Below are 13,303 nucleotides of genomic sequence, written 5' to 3'. Positions count from 1 at the left end.
GCTGCGTATGAAAAGACGCATTTGATGCAGATTAATGAAAGATATGAAAGGAGTGAATGAATATGAGTGAACCTAAAGAAAAAGTTCTGCAAATGTTCAAAGAACATAAAATCGGCACACTTGCCACAATCCGTCAAAACAAACCATTTTCGAGGTTCATGCTGTTTTTCCACGATGGACTAACTTTATATACAGCTACAAACAAAGATACCCACAAGGCAGAAGATATTGAAAACAATCCAAGCGTTCATGTTCTTCTTGGCTTTAATGGCGACGCCTGGAAAAATGATTATGCAGAAATAGAAGGCAGTGCTTCTGTAGAAGAATCTGCCGAATTAAAAGAAAAATTCTGGAACGGGGAGTTAAAAGAGTGGATTTCCGGACCAGACGATCCAAACTACTTACTTTTAAAAATAACACCTAAATCAATCAGGTATTATCAAAAAGCGGGAAGCGAACCTGAAATCATCGAACTTTAAAATGAGACTGTGCGATATGCACAGTCTCATTTTTTAATTTCTAAGGTTTTAAGTAATTTTGCTGACTTTCACCGATCGCACTGGCAAGCTTAATGGACTGCTCTATTTTCTTCACGGGAAGGTCATTACCCTAAATGACAAAATGAAGGGCAATGCTCAAGATCCGTTTCGCTCGCAACGGGTGCTACGGGCGTACTACTTATTAAGTGCGTATGATTCCTCTTTTCTGGCTCACCCCTGAATTTGGGTACTCATTGCTTGCGTGTGATTCCTCTTTTCTGGCTCAACCCTGAATTTGGGTACTCATTGAGTGCGTATGATTCCCCTTTTCTGGCTCACCCCTGAATTTGGGTACTCATTGAGTGCGTATGTTTCCCCTTTTCTGGCTCAACTCTGAATTTGGGTACTCATTGCTTGCGTATGATTCCTCTTTTCTGGCTCACCCCTGAATTTGAGTACTCATTGAGTGCGTATGTTTCCTCTTTTCTGGCTCACCCCTGAATTTGAGTACTCATTGAGTGCATATGTTTCCCCTTTTCTGCCTCAATCCTGAATTTGGGTACTCATTGAGTGCGTATGATTCCTCTTTTCTGGCTCAACCCTGAATTTGGGTACTCATTGAGTGTGTATGATTCCTCTTTTCTGTCATTAAGTGCGTATGATTCCCCTTTTCTGGCTCAACCCTGAATTTGGGTACTCATTGCTTGCGTATGATTCCTCTTTTCTGGCTCAACCCTGAATTTGGGTACTCATTGAGTGCGTATGATTCCTCTTTTCTGGCTCAACCCTGAATTTGGGTACTGGTGCTACTGGATTTTCGTTTCTTTTCGTGATGTCCTCTGCAGCTAATCTTTTCTTTTCAAGAATTCCCCTGAGCACTCCGGCCGCTGCAAACGGCAATTGACGAAACCATAAGCTGATAGGGACGAAAACCATATTTTTTATTTCCTGCAGCATGCAGTTCCCCGTATTCAAAATTTGCGCTGAATCCTGCTTCCCTCATTTTAAATTTCACTGTCACCATCCCTTTCTTTCTCCCATCATACCCAAAAAGGAAATGCAATTTTTCTTGTCTGCTTTGAATAATGAGTGTAACATTCAGGATGGAAAATAGAGTAAGGAGTCAAGATTATGCCGAAATTCAAATTCGCTATCCTCGTCAGTATTGTCGCTATTTCAGGTTTTTCACAGGGAATGCTTCTCCCATTAATCGCCATCATCTTTGAGCAGGAAGGATACTCATCATCTGTCAATGGATTGCATGCCACAGGGCTCTACATAGGTGTTTTGATTGCTTCTCCTTTTATGGAAGGGCCATTGAAGAGGTTTGGCTTTAAGCCTCTGATTTTAGTTGGAGGAATCATGGTTGCTCTCAGCTTGTTTGGTTTTCTTTGGATTCAGTCATTCTGGTTCTGGTTTTTACTCAGGCTTTTAATTGGTGTAGGTGATCACATGCTCCATTTTTCAACGCAAACATGGATTACATCCATCTCTTCTGAGGAAAAACGCGGACGCAATATCTCTCTTTATGGACTGTTTTTTGGACTTGGCTTTGCAGCAGGGCCGCTTATGGTTCCGCTTGCTGAAATAAGCCCAAGCCTGCCTTTTATTCTTTCTGGCAGCATTAGTTTAATCGCATGGGCCTTCGTCTTTTTTCTGAAGAATGATTTTCCTGAACAAGACATGGGATCGACTTCATTTTTTGGGACGGCAAAACGCTTTGCAAAAGCATCAAAGCTTGCATGGGTTGCATTTCTTCCTACGTTCGGATATGGCTTTTTGGAAGCCTCTCTTAACGGAAATTACCCTGTCTATGCGCTTCGGACAGGATTAGATGTCTCATCTGTTTCCATTATCTTATCTTCCTTTGCCATCGGAGCCATTGTTTTTCAGCTTCCTCTCGGGATCATCAGCGACCGATTCGGAAGAAGAAATACCATTTTGTTCGTCATGCTGTTTGGATTTATTAGTTTTATGGCCGCAAGCTTTGCAGACACACTCATTCCGCTCGTTATCTGTTTCTTTACAGCTGGCATGCTTGTTGGGTCCACTTTTTCGCTTGGCATCAGCTTTATGGCTGATCTGCTTCCTAAAAACCTGCTTCCTGCAGGAAACCTGCTGTGCGGCATCTTTTTCAGCATCGGAAGCATATCCGGTCCTTTTTTAGGCGGATTATATATTGAGCATGTGGCATCGGCTAATTTTTTTCATGTAGTCAGCTTTATTTTACTCCTTATTTTCATAACGACCGCTTTCTTTAAACAGCCTGCTTATAAAACCGCCAATAATTAAGAAAAGCGCAAGCGCCTGTTTAGCTCCGAAAGACAGATAAGGATCCGTCAGAAAAGGCGCTTTTTGCCTTTACTGGCGGATCCTTTCTGGCCGAGGAGTTAGGCGATGGAGCCAGACATGTAAGCGCAAAAATTGCATACTCCCTAATCTCTAAAAAATTGGCGTTTTTTTTAAAATATAGGTTGAACATTTTGAATTGTCTGTTATATAATAGTATTAACAAATACATTCTGTATCATAACAATAATATAACAGGAGGAATTATTATTATGAAAAGACAAGAGCGCAAAAACATGATCGAATTTATCGCAAAAATGAAGGATATCGAAACAGAAACATTGATGTATATGACTGATGAGGATATCGAGCATATTTATTCTTCGGCATACCATAGTTATATCCAGCTTGCTGAATAATACAAAAAGCGGAACCCAAAAAAGCAAATCGCAGGGACAGCGATTTGCTTTTTTTAGTGGCAGCTGCTCTGCTGAGTCAGCATTTACCCGAAATCGCCATTTTATTAGCTGAAATTCACAATTATTTAGCGGATTTCCCGTTTTATTTAGCCGATATTAAGTTTAATTTAGCCGTTCATATTTTAGATATAAGTAATTAAATTAACTTGCCGAATTCTTTTCTATTTAGCATTAATCCTGAGTTAAAAGCACAATCAGCTTGATTTCAGAAGAAAGCCTGAGGCGACAGACAGATAAAAAAAGCAAACCGCACAGGTAGCGGTTTGCTTTTTTTGTTTAATGGTAGCCGTTCTGACCGTTTGCACTGCCACTTGTTTTATGCTGCGGCTTGCTTTTTGAATTCTGCTTGTTATGGCTTCCGCCTTTTTTCGTATGCTTTGCCATGAAGATTCACCTGCCCAGCAAGATTTTGAAGACCATGTCTTCTTCTTTACTGTTTCACTATTTTCCGCTCTCTATGACACACAATCATTGGAAATATTAATGAGACCCTTTTCTTTTGTATAGAATGGCATTTAACTCTCCGCCAATCATAATGATCATTCCGGAAAGATAAAACCAGATCATCAGAACAATGATTCCGCCCAAACTCCCATAGGCGGCACTGTAATGGCCATAGCTCCCGACATAATAAGAAAAGGCAAATGACACGAAGGCCCATCCAATTGTTGCTAAAACAGCACCCGGCATTGCATCCTTCAGGTGTAAATGCTTATTCGGAGCAAAGAAATAAAGAGCTGTAAAAACAATGAACAAAATAAGCGCACTGACAATCCATCTTCCCATATTCCACACGGTTAAAAATTCATCTGACAGTCCAAATACAGAAAAAAGGAACATGCCAATTTCTTTCCCGAATACAGGCAAAAGCAGGGCAACTAAAATGACAAAAACCATCGCAATTGTAAGCAAAACCGACATACCCCTTGCTGCTATAAATGATCTGCTCTCAGAGACATCATAGGCGCGATTAAAGGCACGGACAATGGCGTTAATTCCATTTGAGGCAGACCACAAAGTGGCAAGGATCCCAAACGACAGCAATCCTCCATTTGAATTGCTGATGATTTCAGCCAATGTTTCTTTGATAATAGCAACGGATTCTCCGGGTGCATATTGCGCAAGAAAATTCAGTATATCTTCCTGAGAAAGCGGAAGAAAGGCTATAAGAGTCATTAAAAAGATTAAAAACGGAAACAGTGAAAGTAAAAAGAAATAGGCGAGTTCTGCCGAAAGGCCAATGATTTCATCTTTTGAAAAACGCTCAAACAGATCTCTCAGGATGGATCTCTGTTTATGCTGGCGCTGCTTCACGCTTTTCATTTATTCACCTCTCTTTTTGATCTGTTATAAACCTTTCTTTTGTTTCTTCTATCATTTCAATCATTTGAGGCGCTGTTTCTTTTAGTTCATTTATTTTTTCATTGATAAATTCAATATCTTCTTTAGCTTCCTGAATCACGTTTTTTGCCTGATCAATTTGCTGTTTAATCTCTTCTGTCAATAGAGATGGATTTTCAATATAAAGGGCTGTTTTGTCTTTTAAGGATTTTCCCTGTGCGACAAACTGATCTCTTGTCGGCTTATGGAGAAGAGTAAGTGCTCCTCCAACCGCTGCACCGGCGAATAAGCCTTTTAGAAACAAACTGTTCGATTCATTACTCATCTGAAATAACCCCTCTTCTTATAAGTTATGTTCTATTTTAATACACGCAAGCAAATGAGAACATCCTGTGTACACCATTTCGTAAACCTCTTCAAAGTTGTCTGTAAAATAAGGATCCGGTACGTCTGCCAGATCTGAATCCGGCACAAAGTCCATTAACCTTCCGACAAAGCCGGTTTTGGAGTAGCCCGCAAGCCTTCTTAAGTAACCAAGGTTTTCATTGTCCATCGCAATAATGTAATCGACTTCCAGAAGATCATCAAGGGTCACCTTTCTTGCCTGTATCCCTTCATACCCGATTTTGTGATGATCAAGAATATTCCTTGTTCCTTCGTGGGGCTGATGGCCGATATGCCAGTCTCCTGTTCCGGCTGAATCTGTCACAATAGCCCTGCTTAGCCCTTGCTCATCAATTAAGTGCCTCATTATTCCTTCTGCCATCGGGGATCGGCATATATTCCCTAAACAAACAAATACTACTTTAATCATCATTTTCCTCCTGCGATTAAGACAATGTGCCGTAAAAACCAAGCTTTATTATATGTATGTTTCCTCTTGCTCTGTTTATGGTACATTTCTCTATTCTTTACACAAGTGATTTTATAATTAGCATCTTTTATTTACATAAAACATGTTACAATAAATAATACTTAAATGGGAAAGTTTGAAAGGATGAATGCAGTTGAATAATCTATCAGAAAAATCAGTGGAAAATGTAGAATACATGATTGAACAAATTAAAGAAAAACTGCGCGTCATTAACATTGGAGCGATTAAACCGTCACATTTTGACGAAGAAATGTATGAAGAATTGAAGGATATATACGATTTAGTCATGAAGAAGAATACATTTTCACCCAATGAAATGCAGGCTATTGTTGAAGAACTAGGAAACCTCCGCAAAGTTTAAATCGGACTTTCCTTTCTAAAAAGAATAAAAAAGATTCTCAGCACGTCCCCTTTTGCATATATGTGTACAAAGGGGGCTGAAAAATGGCTGCAATGTGGTGGTTTGCAACAATTGTTTTATTCCTGTTATTGATTACTTGTATTGTTTTTGTTGTTTATTCACTTAAGACTGCGATTCACACAGAAGATGCTATAAATGTAGATCCGCTCCCCAATGCGGAGAATCCAGATCTGGAAGATAAAAAATAGCCCTGCGCCTTCTGCGCGGGCTATTCTTTTATTTATTTTAAAAGATTCAGCGATTCACGTGTAAAAGCAGGCAGATCATCAGGCGTGCGGCTTGTCACCAGCTGATTTCCGCATACGACAACCTCTTTATCATGGAAATTTGCACCGGCATTCTTTAAATCAACGGCAATTGATTTATACCCAGTCACATCTCTCCCCTTAAGCGTTTCTGCTGTAATGAGCAGCTGCGGACCATGACAAATAGCAAAGACCGGTTTGTTATCATCCATGAATTTTTTCGTGAATGTGACAAACTTATCATCAGCGCGCAGGATATCCGGTGAAAAACCTCCTGGAATAAACAGCGCATCAAAGTCATCCGCATTTACTTCAGCAATCGATGCATCTACCTTGATTGTTTCCTGTCCTTGTTTCCCTTTTACTGTTTTGCCTTTTTCATTTTCGATAACAGTCAATTGGTGACCAGCTTCTTGATAAGCTTTTGCAGGCTCCGTATATTCAGAGTCCTCAAAATGATCCGTTACAACAACAGCAATTTTTTTACTCATCTCCTAGAACCTCCTCTACTTGTTAACACTTTTTAATCTACCCTTTGTAAAAGAAACAAAACATATGACAGGAATAGTTGCTCTTGTCGAATTATGAAGGCTGCTAGTGTAAAGAATGAAAATTTTTATAAAAATACAAGTACTTTTTAACCACGAACCATTTTCAAAAGACAAAAAAATCTTCAATAACAGGTCATTTATATCCATAAAAAGACGGTAAATGTAAATACAAAGTTTTGTAAATCTTTACTTTATTTTAACAATAAATGACAAAATACTCATAGATTTATAGACAAAAAATTTATAAAATTTAAATGTTGTGAAAAATACTGAAAGGTGGATGTTTGTGAAAAGAAAAACAAGCCATACATTTGGCAAGAAATTATTCAATTCATTTGCTGCTTTCCTTGTTTTACTCAGTGTTCTCCCCTTCCCGGCATTAAATGCAGCTGCTGAGGAGCTTCCCTCAATTGATCTGCGTTTGATGGAAACTACCGATATTCATGCCCACATTATGGACTATGACTACTATTCAGATAAAGAAACGGTGAGCTACGGATTAGCCCGCACAGCTGTTTTAATTGATGAATACCGAAAAAGTGCAAAAAACAGTATTTTAGTAGATAACGGAGATCTTATTCAAGGGAACCCGCTGGGTGAATATGTTTATAAAAATTTAGGTGCTGATATAGCAGCCGGCACTAAAACAAATCCTATTTTCGACGCAATGAACACCCTTCAGTATGATGCAGGCACGCTTGGAAATCATGAGTTCAATTACGGATTAGACTATCTTAACGGCTCTCTCAAAGGGACAAATTTCCCTGTAGTAAGTGCAAACGTTTTTGATGCTCAAACTGACAAGCCTTATTTCAAACAATACGCTATTAAAGAAAAAGAACTTATTGATAATACCGGCAATAAGCATACCGTTAAAATTGGATACACCGGCTTCGTCCCTCCCCAAATCAACGTTTGGGACAAGAAGCATCTTGAAGGAAAAGTTGTCACAAAAGACATAGTTGAAATAGCCAAAACGGTCATACCTGAAATGAAAGCAAAAGGTGCAGACTTAATTGTTGTCATGGCTCACACTGGAATAGAGACGGCTTCGCAGGCTGCAGGATCTGAAAATATGGTCTTTGATTTGGCAAAAGAAGTACCAGGCATAGATGCAATCGTATCAGGTCATCAGCATGGTCTTTTCCCCGGAGACAAAAAGTACAATGGAATTGCTGAAATCGACAATGCTAAAGGGACAGTAAACGGCGTCCCGGTAGTCATGCCTAAAAACTGGGGAAGCCACTTAGGTTTAATCGATTTGAAATTAGGACAAAAAGACGGAAAATGGACGGTTACTGATTCTCAGTCAACTGCAGCTCCAATCACTTCTGTCACAACTAAAGATGAAGAAATCGTAAATACAATCAAATCAACTCACGAAAGTACTCTTAACTATGTAAGAAAAGCAGTTGGAACGACAGAAGCACCCATTAACAGCTTCTTTGCTTTAGTCCAGGATGATCCTTCTGTGCAAATTGTGAACGATGCTCAAAAATGGTATGCGAAAAAAATCGCTGCTGAAAACCCTAAGTTACAGGGGCTGCCGATCCTTTCCGCTGCTGCACCGTTTAAAGCCGGCGGACGCAACGGTGTTGACTATTACACAAATATTGCAAAAGGCGATTTGGCCATCAAAAATATCGGTGATCTATACCTTTACGACAATACTGTGCAGATCATAAAGCTGAACGGATCTCAAGTAAAGGAATGGCTAGAGATGTCTGCCGGACAATTTAATCAGATTGATCCTGCTAAAACAGGCGAACAGGCATTGCTTGATGCAAACTTCAGATCTTATAACTTTGATGTCATTGACGGCGTTACCTATCAAATTGATGTGACAAAGCCCGCTAAATACTCGGCAGATGGAAAAGTGATAAACGCTGATTCAAGCAGAATTGTTAACTTCCAATATGAAGGCAAGGAAGTTAATCCGGAGCAAGAGTTTTTAATTGTGACGAATAACTACCGTGCTTCCGGAGGCGGCGGATTCCCTAACATGAAGCCGGAAAATATTGCGTACATTTCAGCTGATGAAAACCGTCAGGCCTTAATGAACTATATTACAGAAGAACAGACAATCAACCCTTCTGCTGACGGAAACTGGTCCATTGCTCCAATTAAGGGAGAAGCTGAAGTTGTATTTGAGTCAACTCCGGCTGCAAGGGATTTTGCCGAAAAAACGAAAAATATCCGATATGCAGGAGAAGCAGCTGATGAGTTTGCAAAGTATTCCCTTGATTTAAAAGGCGGCGAAGTCACGCCTCCTGCAGACAGCTGGAAGTTAACTGTTATGCACACGAACGACACACATGCACATCTGGATAACGTCGCCCGACGTGCTGCAAAAGTAAAAGAAATTCGTGCAAAAGAAGAAAACAGCATTCTATTAGATGCCGGCGATGTATTCTCAGGAGATTTATATTTTACTAGATGGAACGGACTTGCCGATGTTGAATTTATGAACATGATGCAATATGATGCAATGACGTTTGGAAATCATGAGTTTGACAAAGGACCTGAAGTATTACGAGCTTTTATTGAAAAAGCGAAGTTCCCGATTGTCAGTTCCAATGTAGATGTGGCCAACGAATCAAAATTGAGTGATCTAGTAAAAGATCCTAAAGACTTTCCTTCGAAAAAAGATGGTGTTATCTATCCGTACGTCATTCTTGATGTGAATGGGGAGAAGGTTGCTCTCTACGGTCTGACCACAGAAGATACGCCTGAAGCTTCAAGCCCTGGTGAAAACATTGTATTCAATGATGCAATCAAAGCATCTGAAGCAACAATAAAGACCATTACAGAAACAGAAAAAGTCGATAAGATAATTGCTCTTACTCACCTTGGATACGAGAAAGACCTTGAGCTTGCAGAGAAGGTTGAAGGAATTGATGTGATTATCGGCGGCCACACACATACACTAGTCGATACATTAAAAGTCGTAGATCAGGATGAAACGCCTACGATCGTTGCCCAAGTGCAGGATTACGGCAAGTTCCTCGGTAAACTTGATGTTGCCTTTAACAAAGATGGTTTAGTTGTTCCTGCTGAATCAAGTACAGAACTGATTGCCATCGATGAAACAATAGCAGAAGATCCTGAAGCAAAAGCATTGCTGGATGGCTACAAAGAAGAGATTAACAGCTTTAAAGATAAAGTAGTCGGACATACAAAAGTTGCTCTGGACGGAAAACGCGAAAACGTCCGTTCTAAAGAAACAAACCTTGGAAACCTGATAGCTGATGGAATGCTTGCAAAAGCGAAAGAAGCAAAAGGTGCTCAGCTCGCGATTACAAACGGCGGAGGAATCCGTGAATCCATCAACGAAGGTGATATTACCCTCGGAGAAGTATTGACCGTCATGCCTTTCGGAAATACATTATTTGTTCTTGACATAACAGGGGAGCAAATTATCGAAGCTCTTGAGCACGGAGTAAGTGCGGCAGAAGAAGGAAAAGGACAGTTCCCTCAAGTTGCTGGAGTTAAATTCTCATTCTCTAAAGGTCTTCCTGCAGGAGAGAGAATAATGGATGTTCAAGTTGAGAATGAAGATGGTACCTTCTCTGCTATAGAGCTGGAAAAATCATACCGTATTGCAACAAATGGATTTATGGGTGCCGGCGGTGACGGATATGATGTCTTTAAGGAAGCCTCTTATGCTGAAGATCTTTTCTTCGTAGATTATGAAGTATTCCTTGAGCAGCTTGAAGCAAAAAAATCCGTTCAGCCAGAAATTGAAGGACGCATTATGGAATATTTCACACCTTCAGTTGATGTTCAAGATAATAAAGCAACGATTACATTTGATGATACTTTCATTCCTTATGTTGAACATACAAATGAGGTCCTGATTGACCTTTTCGGAACATCTGAATTTGATGCAGTTGAACTGAAGTTCACAAGCAGCCAAATCGCAGCATTAAAAGCGAAAGATTCCAGTCTGTCTTTCAATAATGAAGCTGTCGGACTTGATATTCCGCTTTCAAATCTTGAAGAAAAAGAAACGAGTATTTCATTTGCAAAAACGGAAGAAATTGAAGATGCATTAACAGACACATATGACTTTTTGCTCACTCAAGATGGTCAAGCACTGACTAAATTCAAAGAGGAAGTAGCGATTGCCTTCTTCGTTGAAGAGGCTGAAAATCCTCGAGTCTACTACGTGGACCGTGAAAAAGAAAAACTTACAGAACTGGATGGAGCTTATGAAGACGGGGCTGTTTATGGGTCTACAAGCCATTTCAGCGAGTTTACTGTCTTGGAATCAGATGATAAAAGTAATCCTGGCAATGGTTCCGGGAATGGAAACAATCCTGGCAGCGGCAGCAGCCCAGGACAAGGAAACACCCCTGATAAAGGCAATCACAATGGCGGAGGAAACGGACTTCCTCACACAGCAACAAGCTCATTCAACATCATCCTGACAGGCTTAGTCATTTTGCTTGCAGGAAGCATTTTTTACTTCATTCAAAGACGCCGGTTAGGGAATACCTAATGAAGAAAAGCCCCTTCTCAAAACGAGAAGGGGTTATTTTATGGAGTAAATTGCTGAAAGACCCTTCTGATCATGCTCAACCTTAAATCATCTCCGCTGCACTCTCTTTATACTCTTCTATAGTTGAAATAAACTCCAGAACTTTTCTCTCATATCCTTTAGGATCTGTTAAAAAAGCCTGGGCATGCCCTGCTTTTGGAACTAAATACAGCTGCTTTATTCCCTTTTTCAAATGATACATATCAAGCGTCATTTTCATCGGGATAAAATGATCTTCTTTTCCATGAATAAAAAGAATCGGCGTTTTCGTATGTTCAAGGTCCCGGGCAGGCTTTATTTCTTCAAATCCCCAGCCGTAGCGAAACTTTGTTACAAGACTGGTCCAGGAAATCAGCGGGTAAAACTTAACCTTAAAATCAATTCTGAGCCTTGTTTTCAGCAATTCCGTCAGATCGCTGAATGCACAATCCGAGATGCAAAACGCGACTCTTGGATCTTTTTTTACATATTGCAGGGCAGAAGCTGCTCCAAGTGATTCCCCAAGAATCCCTACAAAAGCATCTTTCCCCAGTTTTTCATAAAGGCAGTCCACCCATGCTTTTAAGTCATCACTTTCATAATAACCGAAAGATGTGTGATCTCCTCCGCTCAAACCATGAAAACGGTGATCGCATAGGAGCACGTGATATCCCCTTTTTTGAAACATTTCTACATATTTGAAGCTCCCAAACAGAGACCAGGTAATTCCATGTGCGATAATGATGGCTTTTTTGCTCTCAGATACAGGAAACCACATTCCGTGAATTTGATAGCCATGAAAAGAGTCGATAAACCACTCTTCTTTTTGAGCGCTTTCAAAAATATCAGTATTGATTTCACCGCTCTCTACTCCAAGCAAATACGTTTTTTCGTATGCCACTTTTCTAGGAACGGTAATCATGCTGCTGAAAAAGCAGGACACAGCGAGGATAGTTAATAAAACGGCGAGTATGGAACAAACAATAATCCACATGGAATCACCTTCACTTCCCTTTTTTCCATCATATTATTCTCTTTCATCATAGGTGAAAAATGTAAAGCTGCTGTTTTAAGTTCTGTAAAAGTTTTTTTAATTATGCAGAGCAATTGAAACTTTGGGGTCTGTGACTGCTAACAGTACAGTGAAAGAAATACGGTTAACTGAGGAATAAGAATGCACAAAGTCGGTGCGGCGGTTTTTTCACAGCCAATTTCGTGGTTTATTCAGCCGTTTATGAGAGCTATTCACCCGTTTTTCTAAATGTTTCAGTGAAAATCAAAATTTTATCTTCATATTTTTCCGTCTTGAGCCATTCAAACCCAGCTCATATGCTTCCACTAAAAAAAGCCAGGCAATTAAGCCTGGCTTTTTTAATGTCCTCTTCTCGCAAAATCAACAAATCTGAATTTATCAAGTCTGTGGCGTGATACTGTGTACTGAAACAGACTTGTATCTTCCAGATAAACGTGATTTTTCACAACGACAATATGCTGGAAATTTTTTAAATCCAAATACTGATAATCTTCCTCTGTGCACTCTTCCACAACAATTTCTTTTTTTGCAAAGCTGATCTTTAATTTCAATTCTTCTTCAATGTAGCGGTAGATTGAGTCTTCGCATATTTCCTTTGTTAAAAAAGGAATGTGCCTGCGATTGAGATAATCCTTATCAAGGATGATGTTCTCGCCATCAATTTTTCTTGAGCGTACAACCTCCCAGACTTCGTCACGGGCACCGAGGTTCAGCTGCTGCATGATAAAATCACCTGGCTTGATGAGGCCGAATTTCTCAACTGTTGTTTGAGAGGTTCTTCCTAAGTTCTGCGAAAGCTCTTTGAAACTGACGAGACCCGAAACAGGGAAACTCATTTTCGTTACATCGAGAACAATTGATCCTTTACCTTTAACTTTTTGAATGTACCCATTTTGGGCAAGGAGATTAAGTGCCTTGCGAATCGTTTCCCTTGAAGTCTCATATTGCACAGCGAGCTCGTTTTCAGAAGGCAAGGTTTCATTCACTTTTACAAGTCCTTGTTTAATCCTGTCTGATAACTCCTGAAAAATCGCCAAATATTTATTGTTTGTTTTCATCTTTAACCACCACT

General features: G+C 39.9%; 14 protein-coding genes. 7 read left to right on the top strand and 7 right to left on the bottom strand.

Annotation, left to right across the window (positions count from 1 at the left end; all coding sequences use genetic code 11):
- The first annotated feature begins 56 nt into the window (after positions 1 to 56).
- Positions 57 to 479 (top strand): pyridoxamine 5'-phosphate oxidase family protein, encoded by a 423-nt coding sequence (locus QLQ22_RS03290; RefSeq protein WP_284015998.1) that lies wholly within the window; start codon positions 57 to 59, stop codon positions 477 to 479.
- A gap of 859 nt (positions 480 to 1,338) precedes the next feature.
- Here QLQ22_RS03290 and QLQ22_RS03285 read toward each other — a convergent pair.
- Positions 1,339 to 1,503, bottom strand: a complete 165-nt coding sequence (locus QLQ22_RS03285) for a hypothetical protein (protein WP_423246226.1) — start codon at positions 1,501 to 1,503, stop codon at positions 1,339 to 1,341.
- Positions 1,504 to 1,610: 107 nt separating this feature from the next.
- Between QLQ22_RS03285 and QLQ22_RS03280 the strand changes: the two genes are divergently transcribed.
- The 3 genes from QLQ22_RS03280 to QLQ22_RS03270 all read left to right on the top strand — a co-directional run bounded on the left by QLQ22_RS03280 (position 1,611) and on the right by QLQ22_RS03270 (position 3,387).
- Positions 1,611 to 2,771, top strand: coding sequence for an MFS transporter (locus QLQ22_RS03280; RefSeq protein WP_223439662.1), 1,161 nt, complete (start codon positions 1,611 to 1,613; stop codon positions 2,769 to 2,771).
- A gap of 269 nt (positions 2,772 to 3,040) precedes the next feature.
- The gene (locus tag QLQ22_RS03275) at positions 3,041 to 3,187 is read left to right on the top strand and encodes a BH0509 family protein (protein ID WP_223439661.1); all 147 of its coding nucleotides are present in this window, start codon (positions 3,041 to 3,043) and stop codon (positions 3,185 to 3,187) included.
- Positions 3,188 to 3,231: 44 nt separating this feature from the next.
- Complete coding sequence (locus QLQ22_RS03270) at positions 3,232 to 3,387, top strand: hypothetical protein (protein WP_223439659.1); 156 nt, start codon at positions 3,232 to 3,234, stop codon at positions 3,385 to 3,387.
- A gap of 340 nt (positions 3,388 to 3,727) precedes the next feature.
- Here the strand turns inward: QLQ22_RS03270 and QLQ22_RS03265 are convergent, their stop codons facing one another.
- The 3 genes from QLQ22_RS03265 to QLQ22_RS03255 are packed head-to-tail and all read right to left on the bottom strand — an operon-like array spanning position 3,728 to position 5,402.
- Complete coding sequence (locus QLQ22_RS03265) at positions 3,728 to 4,570, bottom strand: YihY/virulence factor BrkB family protein (RefSeq protein WP_252208015.1); 843 nt, start codon at positions 4,568 to 4,570, stop codon at positions 3,728 to 3,730.
- Positions 4,571 to 4,574: 4 nt separating this feature from the next.
- Positions 4,575 to 4,913: a YtxH domain-containing protein gene (locus QLQ22_RS03260; protein WP_223439655.1), complete on the bottom strand. Its 339-nt coding sequence runs from the start codon at positions 4,911 to 4,913 to the stop codon at positions 4,575 to 4,577.
- A gap of 18 nt (positions 4,914 to 4,931) precedes the next feature.
- The gene (locus QLQ22_RS03255) at positions 4,932 to 5,402 is read right to left on the bottom strand and encodes a low molecular weight protein-tyrosine-phosphatase (RefSeq protein ID WP_223439653.1); all 471 of its coding nucleotides are present in this window, start codon (positions 5,400 to 5,402) and stop codon (positions 4,932 to 4,934) included.
- 193 nt (positions 5,403 to 5,595) lie between these two features.
- Here QLQ22_RS03255 and QLQ22_RS03250 point away from each other — a divergent pair, with 193 nt between their 5' ends.
- Both QLQ22_RS03250 and QLQ22_RS03245 read left to right on the top strand, forming a co-directional pair.
- Positions 5,596 to 5,823: a DUF1128 domain-containing protein gene (locus QLQ22_RS03250; RefSeq protein ID WP_083328402.1), complete on the top strand. Its 228-nt coding sequence runs from the start codon at positions 5,596 to 5,598 to the stop codon at positions 5,821 to 5,823.
- 83 nt (positions 5,824 to 5,906) lie between these two features.
- The gene (locus QLQ22_RS03245) at positions 5,907 to 6,071 is read left to right on the top strand and encodes a hypothetical protein (protein WP_223439651.1); all 165 of its coding nucleotides are present in this window, start codon (positions 5,907 to 5,909) and stop codon (positions 6,069 to 6,071) included.
- A gap of 32 nt (positions 6,072 to 6,103) precedes the next feature.
- On the opposite strand, the gene QLQ22_RS03240 is transcribed toward QLQ22_RS03245, so the two are convergent.
- The gene (locus QLQ22_RS03240) at positions 6,104 to 6,619 is read right to left on the bottom strand and encodes a type 1 glutamine amidotransferase domain-containing protein (protein ID WP_223439649.1); all 516 of its coding nucleotides are present in this window, start codon (positions 6,617 to 6,619) and stop codon (positions 6,104 to 6,106) included.
- A 346-nt stretch (positions 6,620 to 6,965) separates the two neighbouring features.
- Between QLQ22_RS03240 and QLQ22_RS03235 the strand changes: the two genes are divergently transcribed.
- Positions 6,966 to 11,180, top strand: a complete 4,215-nt coding sequence (locus tag QLQ22_RS03235; protein WP_284015997.1) for a bifunctional 2',3'-cyclic-nucleotide 2'-phosphodiesterase/3'-nucleotidase — start codon at positions 6,966 to 6,968, stop codon at positions 11,178 to 11,180.
- Positions 11,181 to 11,262: 82 nt separating this feature from the next.
- Here QLQ22_RS03235 and QLQ22_RS03230 read toward each other — a convergent pair whose 3' ends face one another.
- Positions 11,263 to 12,192 (bottom strand): alpha/beta hydrolase, encoded by a 930-nt coding sequence (locus QLQ22_RS03230; protein WP_223439645.1) that lies wholly within the window; start codon positions 12,190 to 12,192, stop codon positions 11,263 to 11,265.
- 377 nt (positions 12,193 to 12,569) lie between these two features.
- Positions 12,570 to 13,289: a trehalose operon repressor gene (gene treR, locus QLQ22_RS03225; protein WP_223439636.1), complete on the bottom strand. Its 720-nt coding sequence runs from the start codon at positions 13,287 to 13,289 to the stop codon at positions 12,570 to 12,572.
- Positions 13,290 to 13,303: the final 14 nt, after the last annotated feature.

It is taken from the genome of Metabacillus hrfriensis (genome assembly GCF_030127205.1).
GTDB lineage: Bacteria > Bacillota > Bacilli > Bacillales > Bacillaceae > Bacillus_P > Bacillus_P dongyingensis.
Note: the sequence above shows the minus strand (reverse complement) of the source record. Positions and strands in the feature narration are given on the sequence as shown.

Excerpts from the sequence above, each read along its gene's own strand:
- QLQ22_RS03290 (WP_284015998.1), top strand. The coding sequence starts at position 57 with ATGAATATGAGTGAACCTAAAGAAAAAGTTCTGCAAATGTTCAAAGAA.
- QLQ22_RS03285 (WP_423246226.1), bottom strand. The coding sequence starts at position 1,503 with ATGGTGACAGTGAAATTTAAAATGAGGGAAGCAGGATTCAGCGCAAAT.
- QLQ22_RS03280 (WP_223439662.1), top strand. The coding sequence starts at position 1,611 with ATGCCGAAATTCAAATTCGCTATCCTCGTCAGTATTGTCGCTATTTCA.
- QLQ22_RS03275 (WP_223439661.1), top strand. The coding sequence starts at position 3,041 with ATGAAAAGACAAGAGCGCAAAAACATGATCGAATTTATCGCAAAAATG.
- QLQ22_RS03265 (WP_252208015.1), bottom strand. The coding sequence starts at position 4,570 with ATGAAAAGCGTGAAGCAGCGCCAGCATAAACAGAGATCCATCCTGAGA.
- QLQ22_RS03260 (WP_223439655.1), bottom strand. The coding sequence starts at position 4,913 with ATGAGTAATGAATCGAACAGTTTGTTTCTAAAAGGCTTATTCGCCGGT.
- QLQ22_RS03255 (WP_223439653.1), bottom strand. The coding sequence starts at position 5,402 with ATGATTAAAGTAGTATTTGTTTGTTTAGGGAATATATGCCGATCCCCG.
- QLQ22_RS03245 (WP_223439651.1), top strand. The coding sequence starts at position 5,907 with ATGGCTGCAATGTGGTGGTTTGCAACAATTGTTTTATTCCTGTTATTG.
- QLQ22_RS03240 (WP_223439649.1), bottom strand. The coding sequence starts at position 6,619 with ATGAGTAAAAAAATTGCTGTTGTTGTAACGGATCATTTTGAGGACTCT.
- QLQ22_RS03230 (WP_223439645.1), bottom strand. The coding sequence starts at position 12,192 with ATGTGGATTATTGTTTGTTCCATACTCGCCGTTTTATTAACTATCCTC.
- treR (WP_223439636.1), bottom strand. The coding sequence starts at position 13,289 with ATGAAAACAAACAATAAATATTTGGCGATTTTTCAGGAGTTATCAGAC.